The sequence below is a fragment of the Mycobacterium sp. NGS58 genome (genome assembly GCF_059812385.1).
Map to the genome: position 1 here is coordinate 222,945 of NZ_JCALCO010000003.1, position 21,577 is coordinate 244,521.

General features: G+C 67.3%; 23 protein-coding genes and 1 riboswitch. Of the genes, 11 read left to right on the forward strand and 12 right to left on the reverse strand.

Translation table 11 applies throughout. From position 1 onward, the window contains the following. Positions 1–140: 140 nt before the first annotated feature. On the reverse strand, positions 141–548 hold the full coding sequence (locus AC5Y4H_RS04655; RefSeq protein ID WP_499978942.1) for a cold-shock protein: 408 nt from the start codon (positions 546–548) through the stop codon (positions 141–143). Positions 549–713: 165 nt separating this feature from the next. Between AC5Y4H_RS04655 and AC5Y4H_RS04660 the strand changes: the two genes are divergently transcribed. The 4 genes from AC5Y4H_RS04660 (at position 714) to AC5Y4H_RS04675 (ending at position 3,796) form a co-directional block, all read left to right on the forward strand. Continuing rightward, a complete protein-coding gene (locus AC5Y4H_RS04660) occupies positions 714–1,121 on the forward strand; it encodes a YccF domain-containing protein (protein ID WP_499978943.1) in 408 nt (135 codons plus the stop codon). Beyond that, positions 1,118–2,200 carry a GTP 3',8-cyclase MoaA gene (moaA, locus tag AC5Y4H_RS04665; RefSeq protein WP_499978944.1) on the forward strand — a complete coding sequence of 361 codons (1,083 nt, stop codon included), beginning with the start codon at positions 1,118–1,120 and terminating at the stop codon, positions 2,198–2,200. The genes AC5Y4H_RS04660 and moaA overlap by 4 nt, the downstream gene beginning before the upstream one ends. Positions 2,201–2,204: 4 nt before the next feature. Next, entirely contained in the window at positions 2,205–2,483 is a 279-nt protein-coding gene (locus AC5Y4H_RS04670) for a MoaD/ThiS family protein (RefSeq protein ID WP_499979181.1), read from the forward strand. A gap of 233 nt (positions 2,484–2,716) precedes the next feature. Beyond that, a riboswitch (cyclic di-AMP (ydaO/yuaA leader) is annotated at positions 2,717–2,901 on the forward strand. 13 nt (positions 2,902–2,914) lie between these two features. Then, complete coding sequence (locus tag AC5Y4H_RS04675; protein WP_499978945.1) at positions 2,915–3,796, forward strand: transglycosylase family protein; 882 nt, start codon at positions 2,915–2,917, stop codon at positions 3,794–3,796. Positions 3,797–3,888: 92 nt separating this feature from the next. Here AC5Y4H_RS04675 and AC5Y4H_RS04680 read toward each other — a convergent pair whose 3' ends face one another. Genes AC5Y4H_RS04680 through AC5Y4H_RS04695 form a run of 4 tightly spaced genes read right to left on the reverse strand, consistent with a single transcriptional unit; the run spans position 3,889 to position 5,529 of the window. Continuing rightward, positions 3,889–4,314, reverse strand: a complete 426-nt coding sequence (locus AC5Y4H_RS04680; RefSeq protein ID WP_499978947.1) for a molybdenum cofactor biosynthesis protein MoaE — start codon at positions 4,312–4,314, stop codon at positions 3,889–3,891. Then, on the reverse strand, positions 4,311–4,793 hold the full coding sequence (locus AC5Y4H_RS04685; RefSeq protein WP_499978948.1) for a MogA/MoaB family molybdenum cofactor biosynthesis protein: 483 nt from the start codon (positions 4,791–4,793) through the stop codon (positions 4,311–4,313). Before AC5Y4H_RS04685 ends, AC5Y4H_RS04680 begins: the two co-directional genes overlap by 4 nt. Next, positions 4,790–5,320, reverse strand: coding sequence for a cyclic pyranopterin monophosphate synthase MoaC (gene moaC, locus AC5Y4H_RS04690; protein ID WP_499978949.1), 531 nt, complete (start codon positions 5,318–5,320; stop codon positions 4,790–4,792). The genes AC5Y4H_RS04685 and moaC overlap by 4 nt, the downstream gene beginning before the upstream one ends. 8 nt (positions 5,321–5,328) lie before the next feature. Then, complete coding sequence (locus AC5Y4H_RS04695; RefSeq protein WP_499978951.1) at positions 5,329–5,529, reverse strand: hypothetical protein; 201 nt, start codon at positions 5,527–5,529, stop codon at positions 5,329–5,331. 150 nt (positions 5,530–5,679) lie between these two features. Between AC5Y4H_RS04695 and AC5Y4H_RS04700 the strand changes: the two genes are divergently transcribed. Both AC5Y4H_RS04700 and AC5Y4H_RS04705 read left to right on the forward strand, forming a co-directional pair. Beyond that, a complete protein-coding gene (locus AC5Y4H_RS04700; protein WP_499978953.1) occupies positions 5,680–7,938 on the forward strand; it encodes a helicase-associated domain-containing protein in 2,259 nt (752 codons plus the stop codon). A gap of 49 nt (positions 7,939–7,987) precedes the next feature. Continuing rightward, positions 7,988–9,637: a DNA repair helicase XPB gene (locus AC5Y4H_RS04705; protein ID WP_499978955.1), complete on the forward strand. Its 1,650-nt coding sequence runs from the start codon at positions 7,988–7,990 to the stop codon at positions 9,635–9,637. A gap of 56 nt (positions 9,638–9,693) precedes the next feature. Here AC5Y4H_RS04705 and AC5Y4H_RS04710 read toward each other — a convergent pair whose 3' ends face one another. Beyond that, positions 9,694–10,242: a SpoIIAA family protein gene (locus AC5Y4H_RS04710; RefSeq protein ID WP_499978957.1), complete on the reverse strand. Its 549-nt coding sequence runs from the start codon at positions 10,240–10,242 to the stop codon at positions 9,694–9,696. 76 nt (positions 10,243–10,318) lie between these two features. On the opposite strand from AC5Y4H_RS04710, the gene AC5Y4H_RS04715 reads away from it, so the two are divergent. Continuing rightward, positions 10,319–11,503 (forward strand): FAD-binding domain, encoded by a 1,185-nt coding sequence (locus AC5Y4H_RS04715; protein WP_499978959.1) that lies wholly within the window; start codon positions 10,319–10,321, stop codon positions 11,501–11,503. Between the two features lie 46 nt (positions 11,504–11,549). On the opposite strand, the gene AC5Y4H_RS04720 is transcribed toward AC5Y4H_RS04715, so the two are convergent. Together AC5Y4H_RS04720 and AC5Y4H_RS04725 are read right to left on the reverse strand one after the other, a co-directional pair. Beyond that, positions 11,550–12,695 carry a thiolase family protein gene (locus tag AC5Y4H_RS04720; RefSeq protein WP_499978960.1) on the reverse strand — a complete coding sequence of 382 codons (1,146 nt, stop codon included), beginning with the start codon at positions 12,693–12,695 and terminating at the stop codon, positions 11,550–11,552. A 16-nt stretch (positions 12,696–12,711) separates the two neighbouring features. Then, complete coding sequence (locus AC5Y4H_RS04725) at positions 12,712–13,125, reverse strand: Zn-ribbon domain-containing OB-fold protein (RefSeq protein WP_499978961.1); 414 nt, start codon at positions 13,123–13,125, stop codon at positions 12,712–12,714. Positions 13,126–13,268: 143 nt separating this feature from the next. On the opposite strand from AC5Y4H_RS04725, the gene AC5Y4H_RS04730 reads away from it, so the two are divergent. Continuing rightward, entirely contained in the window at positions 13,269–13,562 is a 294-nt protein-coding gene (locus tag AC5Y4H_RS04730; RefSeq protein WP_499978963.1) for a putative quinol monooxygenase, read from the forward strand. On the opposite strand, the gene AC5Y4H_RS04735 is transcribed toward AC5Y4H_RS04730, so the two are convergent. Both AC5Y4H_RS04735 and AC5Y4H_RS04740 read right to left on the reverse strand, forming a co-directional pair. Further along, positions 13,559–14,542, reverse strand: coding sequence for an LLM class F420-dependent oxidoreductase (locus AC5Y4H_RS04735; RefSeq protein ID WP_499978964.1), 984 nt, complete (start codon positions 14,540–14,542; stop codon positions 13,559–13,561). The genes AC5Y4H_RS04730 and AC5Y4H_RS04735 overlap by 4 nt on opposite strands. A gap of 86 nt (positions 14,543–14,628) precedes the next feature. Further along, positions 14,629–15,165: a TetR/AcrR family transcriptional regulator gene (locus AC5Y4H_RS04740; protein WP_499978965.1), complete on the reverse strand. Its 537-nt coding sequence runs from the start codon at positions 15,163–15,165 to the stop codon at positions 14,629–14,631. A 79-nt stretch (positions 15,166–15,244) separates the two neighbouring features. On the opposite strand from AC5Y4H_RS04740, the gene AC5Y4H_RS04745 reads away from it, so the two are divergent. From AC5Y4H_RS04745 to AC5Y4H_RS04755, 3 genes are all read left to right on the forward strand, one after another. After that, positions 15,245–16,453: an FAD-dependent monooxygenase gene (locus AC5Y4H_RS04745; RefSeq protein WP_499978967.1), complete on the forward strand. Its 1,209-nt coding sequence runs from the start codon at positions 15,245–15,247 to the stop codon at positions 16,451–16,453. Between the two features lie 69 nt (positions 16,454–16,522). After that, positions 16,523–17,383, forward strand: coding sequence for an LLM class F420-dependent oxidoreductase (locus tag AC5Y4H_RS04750; RefSeq protein WP_499978969.1), 861 nt, complete (start codon positions 16,523–16,525; stop codon positions 17,381–17,383). Positions 17,384–17,409: 26 nt separating this feature from the next. Next, positions 17,410–18,015 (forward strand): class I SAM-dependent methyltransferase, encoded by a 606-nt coding sequence (locus tag AC5Y4H_RS04755; RefSeq protein ID WP_499978970.1) that lies wholly within the window; start codon positions 17,410–17,412, stop codon positions 18,013–18,015. 76 nt (positions 18,016–18,091) lie between these two features. Here the strand turns inward: AC5Y4H_RS04755 and AC5Y4H_RS04760 are convergent, their stop codons facing one another. Both AC5Y4H_RS04760 and AC5Y4H_RS04765 read right to left on the reverse strand, forming a co-directional pair. Further along, complete coding sequence (locus tag AC5Y4H_RS04760; RefSeq protein WP_499978972.1) at positions 18,092–20,236, reverse strand: 3-hydroxyacyl-CoA dehydrogenase NAD-binding domain-containing protein; 2,145 nt, start codon at positions 20,234–20,236, stop codon at positions 18,092–18,094. 4 nt (positions 20,237–20,240) lie between these two features. Then, positions 20,241–21,452, reverse strand: coding sequence for an acetyl-CoA C-acetyltransferase (locus AC5Y4H_RS04765; RefSeq protein WP_499978973.1), 1,212 nt, complete (start codon positions 21,450–21,452; stop codon positions 20,241–20,243). Between the last annotated feature and the right edge of the window lie 125 nt (positions 21,453–21,577).

Consider the following 21,577-nt stretch of genomic DNA (forward strand, 5'->3'; position numbering starts at 1 on the left):
CACAGCCTCCTTGCTCGATGACCGTCGTGAAATGCGAGTACCCCGTGCAGGCGTCGCCACCCTCCGTCGGTGTAGACGGTGGTTATTCTAGTTGGCCACGTAGCAGACTGGCGTGGCTCGACGCAGGCGTGCAGCCAGCGTCAGGCGTCGAGCTCGCGGGCCACGGCCTTGACGACCTCGGAAACCCGGCGGGCGGTCTTGCGGTCCGGGTAGCGGCCCTTGCGCAACTCGGGCTGCACCGCGCCTTCCAGCAGCGTGATCATGTCCTCGACCATGCCGTGCAGCTCGTCGGGGCTGTGCTTGTGCTCGGCGGGCACCTCGCGACGCGCCTTGGTCAGGCTGGGCGGCGGCTCAATCAGCTTGAGGCTCAACGCTTGCGGTCCGCGCCGTCCGGAGGCGATGCCGAACTCGACACGCTGGCCCGCCTTGAGGCCCTCGACCCCGGCGGGCAACGCCGACGAGCGAACGTAGACGTCTTCGCCGTCCTCTTGCGACAGGAAGCCGAAGCCCTTGTCAGCGTCGTACCACTTCACCTTGCCCGTCGGCACTGGTCTCACCTGCTTGTCTAACGAATCAGTAGAAATCGGCAACACAATAAGCGTCCCGCCTGCGCAGGACGCCGTATTAGGAGTCTGATCCTACTCGGAAGCCCACATGAGGAGCACCCCCGTTATTGGGCACTCGGTACGCTGGGGAGTAACCGCGGAGGAGATATGCGCCTGATCTTGAACGTCATCTGGCTAGTCTTCGGCGGCCTCTGGATGGCCGTCGGCTACCTGGCTGCGGCGATCGTCAGCTTCGTGCTGATCATCACCATTCCGTTCGGCTTCGCCTCGCTGCGCATCGCTTCTTACGCGCTGTGGCCGTTCGGCCGCACGATCGTGGACAAGCCGACGGCGGGGTCGGGCGCCTTGGTCGGAAACGTCATCTGGATCGTGCTTTTCGGCTGGTGGCTGGCGATCGGTCATCTGGTCAGCGCGGCGGCGATGGCGCTCACGATCGTCGGCCTCCCGCTGGCGCTCGCCAACCTGAAACTGATCCCGGTGTCGTTGGTGCCATTGGGCAAGCAGATCGTGCCGGTCAGCTCGCCTACCCACTACGCGCCGCCGGCGGCCGCATGACCCTGACGACGCTGGGCCTACCTTCGGTGCCGCGCCGCGACGGCGGCGCGGCCGTTCCCGCCGATGCCCCGACCACCGGCCCGCTGGTGGACACCTATGGCCGGGTCGCCACCGATCTGCGGATCTCGCTGACCGACCGCTGCAACCTGCGGTGCACTTATTGCATGCCGGCGGAAGGCCTGAACTGGCTGCCGGGCGAACAGCTGCTGAGTGCTCCCGAGCTGGCCAGGTTGATGCGCATCGCGGTCACCCGGTTGGGGGTGACCAGCGTGCGGTTCACGGGTGGCGAACCCCTGCTGGCGCGCCACCTCGAAGAGGTGGTCGCCGAGGCCGCCTCTCTGCAGCCCCGCCCCGAGATTTCGCTGACCACCAACGGTGTCGGGCTGGCGCGGCGCGCGGCCGGGCTCGCCGCGGCCGGCCTGAATCGGGTCAACGTCTCGCTGGACAGCGTGGATCGCGCGAATTTCGCGGCCATCACCCGTCGCGACCGGCTCACCGACGTGCTGGATGGGCTGGCCGCCGCAAGCGACGCCGGCCTGACGCCGGTGAAGGTGAACGCCGTGTTGGACCCCGGCACCGGCCGCGAGGACGTGGTGGGGCTGTTGCGGTTCTGCCTAGAGCACGGCTACCAATTGCGCGTCATCGAGCAGATGCCGCTGGATGCCGGGCACCAGTGGCGACGAGACGCGGCGCTGAGCGCCGACGACGTGCTGGCCGCGCTGCGCCCGCACTTCCGGCTGCGGCCCGACCCGGCGCCGCGCGGATCGGCCCCCGCCGAGCTCTGGCTGGTCGATACCGGCCCGGACACTCCGAGCGGCAAGTTCGGTGTCATCGCATCGGTCTCGCACGCCTTCTGCGGGGCGTGTGACCGCACCCGGTTGACGGCCGACGGCCAGATCCGCAGCTGCCTGTTCGCCAAGCAGGAAACCGACTTACGCGGGCTGCTGCGCGGCGGTGCGCCCGACGAGGCGATCGAGGCGGCGTGGCGCACCGCGATGTGGGGTAAGCCCGCCGGTCACGGCATCAACGATCCGAACTTCATCCAGCCCGACCGCCCGATGAGCGCGATCGGTGGCTAGTCCGATGGGACAGCCCCCTGTCCAGACCGACGGCATCCAGGTGACGGTGCGCTACTTCGCGGCCGCCCGAGCCGCTGCGGGCGTCGATTCGGAGGCCGTGGTGCTGCGCCCGGGCACCACGGTCGGCGAACTGGTTGAGCGGCTCGCCGTCCGAGGGTCTCGCCTGGCCACCGTTTTGACCCGATGCTCGTACCTGCGCGACGGGATCGCGGTGCGCGACGAGACCGCGGCGTTGCAACCCGGTGACACGATCGATGTTCTGCCGCCGTTTTCCGGCGGTTGAAACTGTGACATATCTCACGTAACGGAACGATAACGGCGCGATCACGCTCCGATATCGCGCATTCCGACCTGCGCAAACACTATGTGTTCCTGCGGTTTTCGCGGATGGCTGAGAGGGAAACGCCGGGTTTCCCTAGACGTGACGAGACCAACAGAAACGGTTAACGTCTCCGGAGGCTCGCCAGCCGTCCCGATTGGCGGACCTCCCCTCCCTATCGCGCCGAGCTCCATCCAATAGGCGGGGGGCCTCCGAAACACATGGATGGAGACGGGGGACCCACCGGTCCACCGTGATCGGATTGGGGCCGCTCGCGGCTCCTAGGGGTGAAGTCGGTGTCGTCTCTTTGAGACAGCCGGCCGGGTGGCCTCTCCAACCCGAACCCGACAGCTGACCTCGCAGGCGCGTGACGAGAGAGGAATAAATCGGCGCGTATGAGTGGACGTCACCGTAAGCCCAGCAGTTCAAACATCAGCGTCGCCAAGATCGCCGTCACCGGCGCGGTTCTTGGTGGCGGCAGCATCGCCCTCGCCGCCCAAGCGGCCGCGGCCACCGACGGAGAATGGGATCAGGTAGCCCGTTGCGAGTCCGGCGGCAACTGGGCCATCAACACCGGCAACGGCTACCACGGCGGCGTGCAGTTCAGCGCAAGCACGTGGGCCTCGCACGGCGGCGGCCAGTACGCCCCGTCGGCCGAACTCGCCACCAGGGACCAGCAGATCGCCGTCGCCGAGCGGGTGCTCGCCACCCAGGGCCGCGGCGCGTGGCCCGTGTGCGGTGGCCCCCTGTCGGGTCCCAGCCAGCGCGACGTGCCGGCTCCGGCCGGCCTGGACGCGCCCGGTATCAACGGTGCCCCGGCACCGCTGGCCCCGCCCGCGGACGCACCCGCGCCTCCCCCGCCCGCTCCCGTGCAACTGGCCGGGTTTGACCGGCCGGCACCCCCGGACGCTCCTCCCCCGGCCGACGCCCCGCCGCCGGCCGACGCGATGCCGCCCGCGCCACCCGTGGACCTGCCGCCGGCTCCCCCGGCCGACGCCCCGCCGCCGGCCGACGCGATGCCGCCCGCGCCTCCGGCAGACCTGCCGCCGGCTCCTCCGGCCGACGCTCCGCCGCCGGCCGACGCGATGCCGCCCGCACCTCCGGCGGACGCGCCGCCCGTCGTGGACACGGACTTCCACGGTTCCGCGCCGGAAGGTATGCCGCAGCAGGCTTCCGACACTGGCTACCTCGTGAAGCTGTGGGAGGCGATCCGGGCCCAGGACGTTCACGGAAACGACGCGCTGGACGCACTCGCTCAGCCGTCTCCGCAAGCCTGACGCCGCCTTACCCCCCGCACGCCCCGAAACCCCTCCTTTTCGGGGCGTGTCGGGCTGGGCACACCATTCCGGTGCCCGGCGTGCCTAGGGCCTCAGGCCGAGCCCACCCACTCTTCGGTTCCGTCGGTGAAGAACTGGTGCTTCCACACCGGTAGCCGCGCTTTGATGGTGTCCACCAGGTGCGCGCAGGTGGCGAATGCCGCCTGCCTGTGGTCGGCGGCGACGGCCGCAACCAGCGCCGCCTCTCCGATGCGCAGCGCGCCGACGCGGTGGCTGGCGGCGACGGCCCGCACCCCGCTGGACTGCTCGGTCACCTCGGCCACGACATCGGCGATGACCTGTTCGGCGGACGGGTGAGCGGAATATTCGAGTCGCACCACCCGCCGTCCGCCGTCATGGTCGCGGATCATGCCGACAAACCCGACGATGGCACCGGCCGACTGATGACCCACCAACTCCTCATGCTCCGCCAGTGAAATCGGGTGTTCGGTCATGGCGGCGCGCACCACGAGCGTCATCGGCGGTGATCTTTGCCGGCGAGTTGGTCGAGTGCGTGGTCCAGCACATCGGCGAGCACGCCGAGCCCGTCGCGAACCCCTCCGGGCGAACCAGGCAGGTTGACGATCAGGGTCTGGCCGGCCACACCGCACACCCCGCGCGACAGGACCGACGTCGGCACCTTCGGCAGACCCGACTGGCGGATCGCCTCCGCCAAACCCGGAATCAGGTAGTCAACGACCGCCACCGTGTGGTCCGGTGTGCTGTCGCTGGGCGAGATGCCCGTGCCGCCGGAGGTGATGATGACGTCGACGCCGGCGTCGATCGCGGTGCGCAGCGCGTCGCCGACCGGCGGCCCATCGGCCACCACCTCCGGAGGCGGTGCCGAAAAGCCGCGCTCTGCCAGCCATTCGGCGATGATCGGGCCGCAGCGGTCGTCGTACACTCCTGACGACGCGCGGGTCGAGGCGATGATGATACGGGCGGAACGGGTGCTCATGGACGCGCCCACCTTCCGGTCTTGCCGCCTTCCTTGCGCAGCACTCGAATGTCGTCGATTCGTGCGGCCGGGTCGACGGCCTTGATCATGTCGTAGAGCGTCAGGCCAGCGACGCTGACCGCCGTCAGCGCTTCCATCTCCACCCCCGTGCGGTCGGTGCTTCGCACCGTAGCGATGATCTCGACCTCAGACTCTCCCACGGTGAAGTCGATGTCGACCCCTGTGAGGGCGAGTTGATGACACAGCGGGATGAGTTCGCTGGTGCGCTTGGCCGCCTGAATGCCGGCTATCCGCGCGGTGGCCAGGGCATCGCCCTTGGGCAGACCGCCGGTCGAGATCAGCGCCAGCACGTGCGCCGACGAGCGCAGGACCCCGGCGGCCACCGCGGTCCGCTTGCTGGCTGCCTTCTCGCTGACGTCGACCATGTGCGCCGCCCCGTGGTCGTCCAGGTGTGACAGGGCGCCCGGGCCGGAGTCTTGCGGCGCCCAGCTCGCCGAGCCTTCGGAGTTCTCAGGGGCCGTGGCCATGTGGCGGCCTACCGATTGACGACGGTGACCGGATGTACGTAGGGCAGGTCGGTGGAGGGCAGCGGGAACACCAGCTCGCCGAAGGGCGACAGCGCGCCCGTGCGATCGGTCACGAGTTCACTGACCGCGTGGTCGTCGGGGTCCGTCGTCGGCCAGCCGTTGTCGACATACTTGGTCTTGCGTGCTTTGCCCTCAGCAGTGTCAGCCACGGGGTCCATTCTGACAGGTGGCCCAACTACACGCGGCGCAAGACCGGAGTTTGGGGACGCGTCGCCGTCGCCGCCGCTGGTCACGGGCTGGTCGGGCGATGGCTCTTCGGGTCTGCTGGGTGCCCCCGACCTGCTTTACGCTGGTCAGCAATGACCGACAACACCCCGGATATCCCGCTGGGGTCGTGGCTGGCCGAGTTATCCGATGAGCAGCTGATTCGACTGTTGGAATTGCGGCCGGACCTCGCCCAGCCCCCACCCGGCAGCATCGCCGCACTGGCCGCGCGCGCCCAGGCTCGCCAGTCGATCAAGGCCGGCTCCGACGACCTCGACTTCCTGCGGCTGGCCGTCCTCGACGCGCTGCTGGTGCTGCAGGCCGACGCGGAACCGGTGCCCGCTGCGAAGTTGCTGGCGCTGATCGGTGACCGCGCCCCCGAAACCGACGTCCTCGACGCGGTGGACGACCTCCGGCAACGCGCCTTGGTCTGGGGTGCGGCCGCGCTGCGCGTCGCCGCCGACGCCGCGACGGGACTGCCATGGCACCCGGGGCAGGTCATTCTCGAGGACACCTCGCGCAGCGCCGAGCAGATCGCCGGCCTGATCGACGACCTCAACCAGGCACAGCTCGACGTCTTGGAGAAGCTTCTCGAGGGTTCCCCGATGGGCCGCACCCGCGACGCCGCGCCCGGAGCGCCCACCGACCGGCCGGTGCCCCAGCTGCTCGCCATGGGGCTGCTGCGGCGCATCGACGCCGAGACGGTGATCTTGCCCCGCCACGTCGCGCAGGTGCTGCGCGGCGAGCAGCCCGGCCCCATGCAGCTGACCGCACCTGACCCCGTTGTCTCCACGACGACGGCTCACGACGCCGACGCGGTTTCCGCCGGGGCCGTCATCGACTTGCTGCACGAGGTCGACGTCCTCCTCGAAACGCTCTCCGCCGCACCGGTTTCCGAGCTGCGCAGCGGCGGCCTGGGAATTCGCGACGTCAAGCGACTGAGCAAGGTGACCGGCATCGACGAGCCGCGACTGGGATTGATCCTCGAAATCGCGGCCGCGGCCGGATTGATCGCCAGCGGCATGCCCGACCCCGAGCCCCTCACCGGCGAGGCGCCGTACTGGGCTCCGACGATCGCCACCGACCGATACACGGCGATGTCGGTGGCCGAACGCTGGCAGCTGTTGGCCGGCAGCTGGCTCGACCTTCCCGGCCGGCCGGCGCTGATCGGCAGTCGCGGCCCCGACGCCAAGCCCTACGGGGCCCTCACCGACGGCCTGTACTCCACGGCCGCGCCGCTGGACCGCCGGCTATTGCTCGGCATGTTGTCCGAGCTGCCTCCCGGTGCCGGCGTCAACGCGGCGGAGGCCTCGGCGGCGCTGATCTGGCGACGTCCGCGCTGGGCCAAGCGGTTGCAGCCCGGGCCCGTCGGGGATCTGCTCGCCGAGAGCACCGCCCTGGGTCTGGTGGGCCGCGGCGCGATCAGCACACCCGGCCGCGCGCTGCTGGACGACGACGGAGATCCGCAGGTCGCGATCGAAGCGATGAACCGGGCGCTGCCCAAGCCGGTCGACCACTTCCTGGTGCAGGCGGACCTGACCGTGGTCGTGCCCGGGCCTTTGGACCGCGACCTGGCCGAACAACTCGCCGTCGTCGCCACCGTCGAATCGGCCGGCGCCGCGATGGTGTACCGCGTCAGCGAGCAATCGATCCGGCACGCACTCGATGTCGGCAAGACCCGCGACTGGATGCATTCCTTGTTCGCCAGGCACTCCAAAACGCCAGTGCCGCAGGGGCTTACCTACCTGATCGATGATGTCGCGCGCCGGCACGGACAGCTGCGGATCGGCATGGCCGCGTCGTTCGTGCGCTGCGAGGACCCCGCCCTGCTGGCCCAGGCCGTGGCCGCGCCTGCGACCGAGGAAGTGCAATTGCGGGCCCTGGCGCCGACGGTCGCGGTGTCACCGGCTCCGATCGGCGAGGTGCTCGCCGCCTTGCGGGCCGCGGGCTTCGCGCCGGCGGCCGAGGATTCGTCCGGCGCCATCGTCGACGTGCGTCCGCGCGGCGCCCGGGTGGCCACCCCGCAACAGCGCCGGCCCTACCGCCCCATCCGGCGTCCCAACAGCGAAAGCCTCAACGCGGTGGTGGCGGTGCTGCGCAAGGTGACCGCGGCACCGTTCGGCAATATCCGCGTCGATCCGGCGGTCACCATGACGCAGCTGCAGCGCGCGGCCAAGGAACAAGACACCCTGGTGATCGGTTATCTGGATGCGGCCGGCGTGGCCACCCAGCGGGTGGTGTCGCCCATCACCATCAAGGGCGGCCAGCTGGTGGCGTTCGACTCCGCGTCCGGACGGTTGCGTGACTTCGCCATTCACCGCATCACGTCGGTGGTGTCGGCCACCGGCCGATAATGGTTCGCAAGCCCGACGTGAACGCAGATCAGGAGGAGTGGCGCTGAATATGTCTGACGGACCTTTGATCGTGCAGTCCGATAAGACGGTGTTGCTCGAGGTGGACCACGAGCTGGCCGGCGCCGCGCGCGCCGCCATTGCGCCGTTCGCGGAGCTGGAACGCGCACCCGAACACGTGCACACGTACCGCATCACGCCGCTGGCGCTGTGGAACGCGCGCGCCGCCGGTCATGACGCCGAGCAGGTCGTCGACGCGCTGGTCAGCTTCTCGCGTTACGCGGTGCCCCAGCCGCTGCTGGTCGACATCGTCGACACCATGGCCCGCTACGGTCGCTTGCAGCTGGTGAAGAACCCCGCGCACGGCCTGACACTGGTGAGCCTGGATCGCGCGGTGCTCGAAGAGGTGTTGCGCAACAAGAAGATTGCCCCGATGCTCGGCGCCCGCATCGACGACGACACCGTCATCGTCCACCCGAGCGAACGCGGCCGCGTCAAGCAGATGCTGCTGAAGATCGGTTGGCCCGCCGAAGATCTCGCGGGCTACGTCGACGGCGAAGCGCATCCGATCAGCCTGGCCCAGGACGGCTGGCACCTGCGCGACTATCAGCAGATGGCCACGGATTCGTTCTGGTCCGGCGGATCCGGGGTGGTGGTGCTTCCGTGCGGCGCCGGTAAGACGCTGGTGGGAGCGGCCGCAATGGCGAAGGCCGGCGCGACGACGCTGATTCTGGTCACCAATATCGTCGCGGCGCGGCAGTGGAAGCGCGAGCTGATCGCGCGCACGTCGCTCACCGAGGACGAGATCGGCGAATACTCCGGAGAGCGCAAGGAGATCCGGCCGGTGACCATCTCGACCTATCAGATGATCACTCGTCGCACCAAGGGCGAGTACCGGCACCTGGAGCTCTTCGACAGCCGGGACTGGGGACTGATCATCTACGACGAGGTCCATCTGCTGCCCGCGCCGGTGTTCCGGATGACCGCGGACCTGCAGTCCAAGCGGCGCCTGGGCCTGACGGCCACGCTGGTCCGCGAGGACGGCCGGGAGGGCGACGTGTTCTCGCTGATCGGCCCGAAACGCTATGACGCGCCGTGGAAGGACATCGAGGCGCAGGGATGGATCGCGCCGGCCGAGTGCGTCGAGGTGCGCGTCACCATGACCGACAACGAGCGGATGCTCTACGCCACCGCCGAACCCGAGGAGCGCTACAAGCTGTGCTCGACGGTGCACACCAAGATCGCTGTGGTGAAATCGATCCTCGCTAAGCATCCCGGCGAGCAGACGCTGGTGATCGGCGCCTACCTCGATCAGCTCGACGAGCTCGGCGCCGAGCTGAACGCCCCGGTGATCCAGGGGTCCACCCGGACCAAGGAACGCGAGGAGCTGTTCGACGCCTTCCGGCGTGGCAAATTGTCCACCCTGGTGGTGTCCAAAGTCGCGAACTTCTCCATCGACCTGCCGGAAGCCTCTGTGGCGGTGCAGGTCTCGGGAACGTTCGGCTCACGCCAGGAGGAGGCGCAACGGCTGGGCCGACTGCTGCGGCCCAAGTCCGACGGTGGGGGCGCCATCTTCTATTCCGTGGTGGCGCGCGACAGCCTGGATGCCGAGTACGCCGCGCACCGGCAGCGCTTCCTGGCCGAGCAGGGCTACGGCTACATCATCCGCGACGCGGACGACCTGCTGGGCCCGGCGATTTAGGTTGTGAAGGGGTCGCCGCTTAGCGCAGCGGCGGCCATAGTGTCGACGCCCCATCATCAACGAAAACTATTGCGCTTCTTGAGATCCTTCGAGACGACGAACCCACCGAGGCTAACAAGACCAGCTCCGACTCCGCCGATGTAGGCCTTGACCATATCGCGGGCGGACACGTCAGCGCGTTCCGGTAGCGAGGCCAGCCACGCGACGGCGTGATCGCGTTGACCGTTGTCGTACAACCGAAGCGGGCATGGCATCCATGAACCGATGGCGCGGCTTGATGCCCGAATCCAGCCAATATCACTCACGACAGCGCATCCGTCGAGCAAGCGCAGATAGGCCGATCCGAGTCGCGCGTCCGCCCACAGCGCTCCCGCCGTGATGTGCTGGAATTCCGGGCCGAACACATACAGCAGCCGCATCCGGTCCCCCGCGCGTCCTGTCTGCTCGATAATCGGCGCGAAGACCCGTTCGTAATCTGCTGCGGTCACTGTCCCGACGGCCTCCAGCGCTCGAATGCCCGCGGGCATGCCAATGAGTTCCTTCAACACCGCTGTCTCCTCTCCGTCGTCGACGGGCAGATCGACGCGCTCGTCGGAACCCTCCAAACCAAATTACTATCCCAGCGCAACTATTGCCTAGTGCTATGATAATTCCGACCTTACTCGCCGCGGAGGTACGCACATGAAGGTTGCCGTCGTCGGTGCTGGCATCGCCGGTCCCACACTTGCGTACTGGCTCTCGCGCCATGGCCACGAGCCCACCCTCATCGAGAAGGCGGGGCGTCTTCGCACCGGCGGCTATGCAGTGGACTTTTGGGGCGGCGGGTATGCCGTTGCCGAACGGATGGGTCTTACCGCTGAATTGCACGCCGCCGGATACGCGGTCCAGGAGGTGCGAATCGTGGACCGGAATTCGCGCAAGGTGGGCGGCTTTTCGGCTGAAGCGTTCCGGCGGAACGTCGATGGCCGGTTCGTGACGGTGCCCCGCGGCGATTTGGCGGCAATGATCTATCGCTCCATCGACAACCATGCCGAAACTCTGTTCGGTGAGAGCGTTTCGGCGATCGAACAACACGCCTCAGGCGTGCAGGTGACTCTGGATCGCGGCGGGTCACGACAATTCGACCTGCTCGTTGGCGCCGGCGGTATCCATTCGCCCGTGCGGAATTTGGTATTCGGCCCGCAACCCCGGTACGAGGTCGACCTCGGCTACCGAGTCGCGGCGTTCGAGACCGAGGGCTATCGACCGCGTGATGAACTCGTCTACGTCGCGCACACCATGCCCGGCCGCATGATCGCACGATTAACGATGCGCGATGATAAGACGATGTTTCTTTTCGTCTTCACGCCTGATCACATGAGCGGCCCCGATCCGCGAGATGTGTTACAGGCCAAGGCGACCCTTCATCAGGTCTTCGGCAACGCGGGCTGGGAATGCCCGGAGATCCTGCGTCAGCTCGACGACGCCTCCGATGTCTACTTCGATCGCGTCAGCCAAATCGTCATGGACCACTGGTCGGATGGGCGTGTAGCGCTCATCGGTGACGCCGCGGCCGCGGTCTCGCTGCTGGCTGGTGAGGGAACGGGTCTCGCGATGGTGCAGGCCTACATACTGGCCGGCGAAATCAATGGCGCAGGAGCCAATCACCGGGATGCGTTTATCAGCTATGAGCGGAAGCTGCGTCCGATCGTCGAGGCCAGGCAGCGCTCGGCACGCGCATTCGCCACGATGTTCGCGCCAAAGACGGCGCTGGGCGTGTGGACCCGCAACCAGGCGTCGAAACTGCTGAACATCCCGCGGCTGGCCGATTGGGCCATCCGCAGCGAATTCCGCGACGACATCGCATTACCCGAATATGCCGCATAGCCGGGCCGACGACTATTGACCTGAAAAGCGTTGCGAATCGGACGATTCAGAGCGACAGGATGGTCGCCGACGCGGTGCCGGGCGCGCCGTACACCTGGGCCAGCCCGACGCGCGGGCTGCCGGGAACCTGACGCTCCCCCGCCTCGCCGCGCAGCTGACGCACCAATTCGTGCATCTGCCGCAGTCCCGACGCGCCGATCGGCTCGCCGTTGGCGATGAGCCCGCCGTCGGTGTTGACCGGCATCGAGCCGTGGATCTCGGTGGCGCCGTCGGCCAGCAGCTTCTCCTGCTCGCCGTCGGCGCACAGGCCGGTCTCGGCCATGTGGATGACCTCGTTGCCGGCGTCGGTGTCCTGCAGCTGGGCGACGTCGACGTCCTCGGGCCCGATGCCCGCGGCTTCGTAAGCCGCCTTAGCCGCGTACACCGTCGGGGAGACGTCCTCGTCGAGCGGTGCGAAGGTGGCATGCACCTCATACGCTCCGAACGTGCGGGTGCGGATCTCACAGGCGCGCACGTACACCGGCTTGTCGGTGAACTTGTGCGCGATGTCCGCGCGGCACATGATGACGGCCGCGGCGCCCTCGTCGGGCGCGCAGAACATGTACTGCGTCAACGGGTAGTTGAGCACGGCCGAATTGAGGATCTCTTCGACCGAGATCTCCTTGCGCCGGAAGGCGTTCGGGTTCAGTGCGCCATTGCGGAAGTTCTTGTTGGCCACCCGCGCCAGCGTCTCCTGCGAGATGTTGTGGTCGTGCAGGTATTTGTTGGCCTTCATCCCGAAGAACTTGGTGGTGACGAACTGCCCGTTCTGGGCGTACCACTGCGGCAGCGCCAGTTTGGCGGGGTCGTCGGTGAAGGCGCCGCGGGGGTGCTTGTCCAAGCCGATGGCGATCCCGATGTCGTACTTCCCCAGCCGGATGGTGTCCGCGGTCTGCGCAATGGCACTGGCGGCGGTGGCGCAGGCGTTGAAGACGTTGGTGAAGGTGATGCCGGTCAGTCCGACCAGACGGGTCACGGCGTCCGGGTTGGACACTTCGTGACTGCCGCCAAAGCCGAACTGGATGTCTTTCCACTGCACACCGGCATCGGTGAGCGCGTTTTGGATCGCTTCGGCGCCCATCTGCATTGCGGTCTTCTCGAACCGGCCGAAGGGATGCAGGCCCACACCGATGATCGCTACATCGTTGGTCATCTCAGGCTCCCTCTGTCTAGACCGGCTGGAACGCGAACGTGATGATCTCGTTGCCGTCCGCGTCGGTGGTGAAAGGCACCATGGTCAGCTCGACCTCCTGGCCGAACTTCAGCTTGGCGGGGTCGTTCTCGGTCAGCCGGCCCTCGACACGGATGACGTCACCGAGCTGGACCAGACCCACGCCGAACGGCACGAAGTCCTTGCCGGTCGGGCCGGCATACGGGGCCCCGGGCGGGAAGCCCTGGGTGGTCCAGGCGACGACGGTGCCAGTCCGCGGCAACAGCACGTCGCTCATCGCGCCGCCGCTGCACCGCGGGCACCGCTCCTGCACCGGGAATGTCGTGGCGCTGCAATCGCCGCACCGACTGCCGATCAGCTGCGGGTTCTCGTCGGGCCAAGTTGAGATCTCGGGAGCGAGTGCCTTCTGCATTGAGGGGTCCTCCAGGAACGTCCACGGTGTGCCAAAGTCTGACTGAACCGTATAACAGCTTTCCGAAAAGTGGAAACCGCATTCTCATCATCGGAAGGACGGGCGGGCCGTCGACCTACCGGGCGCGACGATATGTTGGGCCCATGACGGTCACGGTGATACTCGAGCTCAGGTTCAAGCCCGACGAGGTCGCTGCGGGGCGCGAGCTGATGGGCCGGGCGCTACAGGACACCCGCGCGTTCGACGGCAACGTCCGCACCGACGTGCTTGTCGACGAGGACGATGAAGCGCACTGGCTCATCTACGAGATCTGGGAGTCGGTCGAAAACGACGAGGCTTACCGCGCGTTTCGCGCCGGGGAAGGCAAGCTCACCCAGCTTCCTCCGCTGCTGGCCGCGCCTCCCGTCAAGACCCGGTACGTCACCAGCGACGTCTAACTCAGCGCGGGAATGACCTCGCGTTCGAACAGTTCGATACCGGAGCGGTCGTAGGCCGCCTCGGGGAAGTAGCAGATTGCGTACTCGCAACCAAGGTCGCGGACCTTGGCGATCCGCTCGATGACTTGTTCCGTTGTGCCCGTTGCCCCCTCCGAACCGCCGGAGAGCATCGCATCCGCCGCGGCTTCCGGGACGTAACGCGACATTCGGTCGCGTATCCGCCGCCGCCGGTCTTCGACGTCGGCGTCGGAGCTGCCGACGATTGCGCTGAAGTTGGCCGAGCGCACGATGGCGTCGAAGTCGGTGCCCACCGCACGGCAGTGCTCGGCCAGCACGTCCGATTTGTGCTTGAAGGCCTCGAGCTCCGGGGTGAAGTTGGTGTATTGCGCGTACTGCGCGGCAATGCGCAACGTCACCTTCTCGCCGCCACCGGCGATCCAGAAGGGAATTCCCCCGTCCTGCAACGGCTTCGGCTCGACGATCGCGCCGTCGACCTGATAATGCTTGCCGTCCAAGCTGACCTTGCCGTCGCGCCACGCATCGCGCATGATCTGCACGCCCTCGTCCAGTCGGCCCAATCGCACACCCGCCGAGGGGAACCCGTAACCGTAAGCGCGCCATTCATGTTCGTACCAACCGCCGCCGATGCCCATCTGAATACGGCCACCGGAGATGATGTCGGCCGTGGCGGCCACCTTGGCCAGGTAGACGGGGTTGCGGTAGCTCATCGCCGTGCACATCTGGCCGAGTTTGATCCGCGACGTGGTTGCCGCGTAGGCCGCCATCAGTGACCACGCTTCGTGCGTCGCCTCGCCCGTCGGCATCGGCACCGTGTGGAAGTGGTCGTAGACCCACAGCGAGTCCCACGCGCTGTTGTCAGCGTAGGTGGCCAGGTCGCGCATCACCGCCCAGTGTTCTGCGGGTTCGATGTCGACCAGATCCATTCGCCAGCCCTGCGGAATGAAGAGTCCAAAGCGCATAACTAGGGACTGTAGCCCGCACGGGCTCACAGCGGATCGATAGTCGCGACCAGCCGCCGCCAGCGGCCGGCGTAACTGCCTGCGCCTCACCCGCCGAGCGCGTCGAGAGAGGCCGCAACCGACTTCTCGCGTAGTTCTTCGTGTGGCGCATCGGGAAACTGCACGCAGCAATCCTGCAAGCCGCCGAACGCGACCACCGCCCGAGTGGACTGCGCGAGCGTCGGCTTCTTGCCGAACACCAGCCTGGCCAGCCGCTCACGCCACGCCAGCACGGTGTCGATGAGGTCGAGGTCGATGAGCGTCGACAGCTCGGTCAACAACAGCACCAGGTCCCGGCGGTGCCGATAGTGGAAATCGAAATAACCCTCCAGCAGCTCGCGCGCATCGTTGCGGCGGCGGCCCTCGTGCTCGGCGACGAAGCGCTCACCCTCGTCGATCAGCGGCACCAGGATGCTGCGTACCAAGTCTTCTCGCGAGGGAAAGTGATAGTACAACGCGGGTTTGGTGATGCCCAGCTGGTTCGCGATGTCCTGCAGACTGGTGCGCTGCACGCCGCGCTGCGAGAAGAGCTCGCGGGCGACCTCTTGGATGCGCTCACGGGTGTCCGATCGGGGCCTGCTCACCCTCACGAGTTTATCTGACTTACCGATAGGTAAGTGGGATGTTACGCTTACCGAACGTTAAGTAAGCGCGGAGGTGATCATGCGGATACTCATCTCGGGCGCCAGCATCGCCGGCCCGGTTCTGGCGTACTGGCTGACCCGGTACGGCTTCGACGTCACCGTCGTAGAACGTGCACCGACGCTGCGCAAGACCGGTGGCCACGCCGTCGACTTGTTCCGTCCCGCAATGGAAATCTCGACGAAGATGGGTGTGCTTCCGCGCATCGAGGCGCGGGCCACCGGAACGGAACGGTTGACGATGTACCGCGAAGGGCGGACGAAGGCCATCGAGGTCGACCTCACCAAGATCTACGCCGCGACCTCCGATTCGCACGTGGAAATCATGCGCGACGACCTGAGCGAGATCTACTACGACGCCGCCCGCGACGATGTCGAGTACGTGTTCGGTGATTCCATCACCGCGATCGAGCACGACGGCACCGTGACATTCGAGCGTTCGCCGGCGCGTACCTTCGACGTCATCGTGGGCGCCGACGGTCTGCATTCCAACGTTCGGCGCCTGACCTTCCGCGGGGAAGCCAGCCTGACGCGTTTTCTCGGCGGATACCTGTCGGTGTTGTCGGCGCCCAAGGCGCTGGTCGAATCCGGCGAGATGGTCGGCCATGTCGGCGTCGGCCGCTTCGCCGGAATCTATACGGCGGATCACCTGGACGACGCCCGAGCGGTATTCCTGTTCCGCAGCAAAGAGGAATTGGACTACGGCCATCGAGATGCGTTGCGGCAGAAGGAAATACTGCGTGAGGCATTCGGCGGAATGCACGAACAGGTGGACACCTGGCTGGCAGAACTGGAGCGCACGCCCACCTTCTACTTCGACTCGATCACCCAACTGCGCACCGACCGGTGGTCCCGGCGTCGGGTCACCCTGGTAGGCGACGCGGGATACTGCCCGGGACCCGCGGTGGGCGGCAGCACCAGCCTCGCCGTCCTCGGCGCCTATGTGCTGGCCGGAGAACTCGCCGAGGCGGACGGCGACCACCTGCGCGCATTCGCCGCCTACGAACTGCGGATGCACCAATCGGTGCAGCGCAGCAGGACTTTCGCCCGCGGTGCCGCCAAAGGCATCATCCCCGGTTCACGAATCGGAGTGTGGGCGTTAACTCGTGGAGCTCAGCTGATCTCGGCGATGCCCGGGTCGCTGTCCCGGTCTGTGGCGAAGCTCAACACCAAGGGCATCCGGATGCACGATTCGATGCCGGTGCCCGAATACACCGGATGCGACGTCTGACAGCATGTCGTGTAGGCCGCGGCCGCGGGGCCACCGCGGCCGGCGCGCACCACGACGGGGAGGCTGCACATGGAACTGACCGGTGTTGGCATCTGGAGCAGTCAACTGCGCTACGGCGACCCAGCCGAATCCGCCGAGGCCGCAGCCGAACTCGACGAACTGGGGTTCCCGGCGCTGTGGATACCCGATGTCGGTGGGCCGGTGTTCGACGCGGTGGGGAATCTACTGGCCGCGACCAGGCGGACGGTGATCGCCACCGGAATCCTGAACCTGTGGATGCATTCGCCCGGCGACGTCGCCGACTCCTACGCGACCCTGACCGCCGAGCATGGTGACCGCTTCCTGCTCGGGATCGGTGTCAGCCATGCCCCGCTGATCGATGCCGGCCAACCCGGGCGCTATCGCAAACCGCTCGCGGCAACCGCATCCTTCCTGGACGGCCTGGACGCCGCGCCGCGGCCGGTCCCCACCGAGCGCCGGGTGCTTGCCGCGCTGGGCCCGAAGATGCTGACGCTGTCGGCGACCCGCGCCGGTGGCGCCCACCCGTACCTCGTGACCCCTGAGCACACCGCTTCTGCCCGTTCGACTTTGGGCCGCGGTCCGTTGCTGCTGCCCGAACAAACCGTGATCTTGACCGACAGTGCCGACGAGGCCCGCCAGATCGGAACCGATTGGCTGCGGTCGTATTTGGCTTTGCCCAACTACGCCAACAACCTGTTGCGCAGCGGCTTCACCGAAGAAGATCTGTCGCAGGTGAGCGATCGGCTGTTCGACGCGATCATCGCGTGGGGGGATGAAGAGGCCATCATGCGCCGCGTCGCCGAGCATCGTTCTGCGGGCGCCGACCATGTCTGCGTCCAGGTGCTGCTGCCCGATCCCCGGGCATTCCCGAGGGAGCAATGGCGCCGCATCGCCGCCGCTTCCAGGTAAGCCGCCCTGCGGGCCTAGGGTGAGCTATGGCTTCCAAACAAACGCTGTTTCAGATCTTTTACCGCATAGGGTTCACTCCATGGGACGGTCATCCCCTCGCGCAGAGCCTCCGGGAGCTGGTCGAGGGAACGCGTGACGCCGCCGCGCTGCGCGCCGGGTCGGCCCTGGAGGTAGGCTGCGGCACCGGTGACTGCTCCATCTACCTCGCCCAACACGGCTGGAAGGTCACCGCGGTCGACTTCGTGGCGAAGCCGCTGGAGCGCGCACGTGCCAAGGCAAGCGCGGCCGGCGCAGCCGTCGACTTCCTCCGGGCCGACGTCACGCAGCTGAGCCGGGCCGGCATCGGCGCGAACTTCGACTTGATCGTCGACAACGGCTGCCTGCACAACATGAGCGACGCCGACCGTGACGCCTACGTCCGGGAAATCAGTGCCCTGGCGGCACCGGACGCGCGGCTGCTGATCGTCGCGTTCGTCCCGGGCGGTCGTGTCGGGGTGCGCGGAGTCGACCGCGCCGAGATGGAACGTCGATTTACGCAAAGTTGGACGCTGTTGTCGGCCGGCCCCGAACGCGAGCTGGACCGCGCCGAGAAGACACCGGCGTGGTACTACCTGTTTCAAAGGCGCCGTTAGCCTTTCGCGGCCAATGCATGCAGAAGCCCCCGGAACGTCGTTGTTCCGGGGGCTTTTGCGCCTGCGTGACGCAGGACTAGTTCAGCGACGCCGGCGGCAGGAAGCGGTCGCCGTACCTGGCGGCCAGTTCCTTGGCCCGGGCCACGAAGGCTTCCTTGCCGACACCGTGCGCACCCTCGTAACCGACGATGAACTGCGCGCTACCGCCGGTGTACGGCGGGAAGCCGATGCCCATGATGGACCCGATGTTGGCGTCGGCGGTCGACGTCAGCACGCCCTCGTCGAGGCACTTCTGCGTCTCGAGCGCCTCGGCGAACAGCATGCGATCGATCATGTCCTGCAACGGGATTTCCGCGCTGCCGGACTTGAACGTCTCGCGCAGGCCCGGCCACAACCGGGTCCGCTTGCCGTCGACGTACTCGTAGAAGCCGGCGCCCTTCAACCGCGAGGGCCGCTCCAGCTCGATCATCTTCTCCACGACGGCCTCGGCCGGGTGCGGCTCGTACGTGCCGCCCGCGTCCTCCACACCCTTGCGGGTGGCCGTCGCGATCTTGTGCATCAGCTCCAGGTTGAGCTCGTCGGACAGCTGCAGCGGCGGCGCCGGGTAGCCGGCCTGCGAACCGGCGTGCTCGACGCTCGCGGGCTCCACGCCCTCGCCCAGCATCGCCAGCGCCTCGTTGACGAAGGTGCCGATGACGCGGCTGGTGAAGAACCCGCGGCTGTCGTTCACCACGATCGGGGTCTTGCCGATGGCCAGCGTGTAGTCGAACACGCGGGCCAGCGCCTCGTCAGAGGTCTTCTCGCCCTTGATGATTTCGACCAGCGGCATCTTGTCGACCGGCGAGAAGAAGTGGATCCCGATGAAGTCCTCCTGGCGCTTCACACCGGTCGCCAGACCGGTGATCGGCAGCGTCGAGGTGTTCGACCCCAGCAGCGCGTTGGGCTCGACGATGTCCTCGATCTCCTGGAACACCTTGTGCTTGAGGTCCTGGTTCTCGAAGACGGCCTCGATGACGAAGTCGACGCCCTTCAACGCCTCGGGGTCAGCGGCGGGGGTGATGCGGTCCAGCAGCGCCTTGCTCTTCTCCTCGGTGGTCTTGCCCCGCTGAAGTGCCTTGGCCTCAAGCTTTTCCGAGTAGCCCTTGCCCTTCTGGGCGGCCTCGAGGCTGACGTCCTTGAGCACCACGTCGTAGCCGGCCTTGGCCGACACGTAGGCGATACCGGCGCCCATCATGCCCGCGCCCAGCACACCGATCTTGTTGATCTTGACGGGCTCGATGCCGTCCGGCCGGGAACCGCCGCCGTTGATGTGCTGCAGGTCGAAGAAGAACGCCTGGATCATGTTCTTGGCGACCTGGCCGGTGACCAGCTGGGTGAAGTAGCGGCTCTCGATGCGGCTGGCGGTGTCGAAGTCCACCTGCGCGCCCTCGACGGCCGCGTCCAGGATGGCCCGCGGCGCCGGCATCGGCGCCCCCTTGAGCTGCTTCTTCAGCAGCGCCGGGAAGGCCGGCAAGTTCGCCGCCAGCGCGGGGCTGGACGGGGTGCCGCCGGGCATCTTGTAACCCTTTTTGTCCCAAGGCTGTTCGTGTGAATCGGGGTTGGCCTTGATCCACGCCTTGGCGGCGGGCACCAATTCGTCTACCGAGCCGACGAGCTCGTCGACCAGGCCCATCTCCTTGGCCTTGTCGGCCTTGAAGCGGGTGCCCTGCGACAGGATGTTCATGAACGCGTTCTGGATGCCGAACATCCGCACGGTGCGGGTCACCCCGCCGCCGCCGGGCAGCAGCCCCAGCGTGACCTCGGGCAGGCCGACGACCAGACCCTTGACGTCCGCGGCGATGCGGTGATGACAGGCCAGCGCGATCTCCAGGCCTCCGCCCAGCGCGGCGCCGTTAATGGCCGCGACGACCGGCTTGCCGAGGGTCTCCAGGGCGCGCAGGTCACGCTTGACCGACTCGACGGTGTCGAATGCCTCGCCCGCGTTCTCCGGGCCGAGGTTGATCATGCCCTTGAGGTCACCGCCGGCGAAGAAGGTCTTCTTCGCGCTGGTGATGACCACGCCAGTGATCGAATCCTTTTCGGCGGCAAGGCGTTCCACAGCGTTGTGCATGGACTCGCTGTAGTGCTCGTTCATCACGTTGGCCGACCCGGTGGGGTCGTCCAGGGTCAGCGTGACGATGCCGTCGGCGTCCTTGTCCCAAGCAATGGTGTTCTCTGCCATGGTCTTAAACCCTCTCGATGATGGTGGCGACACCCATGCCGCCGCCGATGCACAGCGTGACCAGGGCGCGACGCGCGTTGCGGCGCTCGAGCTCGTCGACCATGGTGCCGGTGATCATGGCGCCGGTGGCGCCCAGCGGGTGGCCCATCGCGATGGCGCCACCGTTGACGTTGAGCTTCTCGTCCGGGATGTTGAGGTCCTTCTGGAACTTCAGCACCACCGACGCGAATGCCTCGTTGAGCTCGAACAGGTCGATGTCGTCGATCGTCATGCCCGCGCGGTCGAGCACCTTGCGGGTGGCCGGGGTCGGGCCGGTGAGCATGATGACCGGGTCGGAGCCGCTCGTGGCGGTAGCCACGATGCGGGCCCGCGGGGTCAGCCCCTGCGACTTGCCCGCAGCTTCCGAACCGACCAGCACCAGCGCGGCGCCGTCGACGATGCCGGAGCTGTTACCGCCGGTGTGGACGTGGTTGATCTTCTCGACGTAGTGGTACTTGGTCAGCGCCACGTCGTCGAAGCCGCCCATCTCGCCGATGCCGTCGAACGCGGTCTTGAGCTTGCCCAGGCCCTCGAGGGTGGTGTCGGGGCGCATGTGCTCGTCGTGGTCGAGGATGACCAGACCGTTCTGGTCGCGCACCGGCACGACCGACTTGGCGAAGTAGCCGCCGGACCATGCCGCGGCCGCCTTCTCCTGTGAGCGCAGCGCGTAGCGGTCGACGTCCTCGCGGGAGAAGCCCTCGATGGTGGCGATCAGGTCCGCGCCGATGCCCTGGGGCACGAACCCGATCTGGTAGTTGGTCTCGGGGTCGGTCGCCCAGGCGCCGCCGTCGGAGCCCATCGGGACGCGGCTCATCGACTCGACACCGCCGGCCAGCACCAGGTCGTCCCAGCCGGACCGCACCTTCTGCGCGGCGGTGTTGACGGCCTCCAGGCCGGAGGCGCAGAACCGGTTGAGCTGCACGCCGCCGGTGGTCTCGGGCAGCCCGGCGGCCAGCACCGCGGTGCGGGCGATGTCGCCGCCCTGGTCACCGACCGGGGAGACGACGCCGAGGATCATGTCGCTGATCAGGTTCTCGTCGAGATCGGGGAAACGACGCCGGAGCTCGTCAACCAGGCCCACGACCAGGTTGAGTGGCTTCACCTCGTTCAGCGAACCGTTGCGCTGCTTGCCTCGCGGGGTGCGGATGGCCTCATAGATAAAAGCTTCTTCGGACATGGCGACTTCCTGATCTGGCGAATAGGGTTCGAATCCGTCTTCAAGACTAGATCCCGCCCCACCCTAACAGGGCCCCCGGCCAACCTGTTGGTTGGCAAGTTCGCCGCTGGTCACGGCCCCGAACG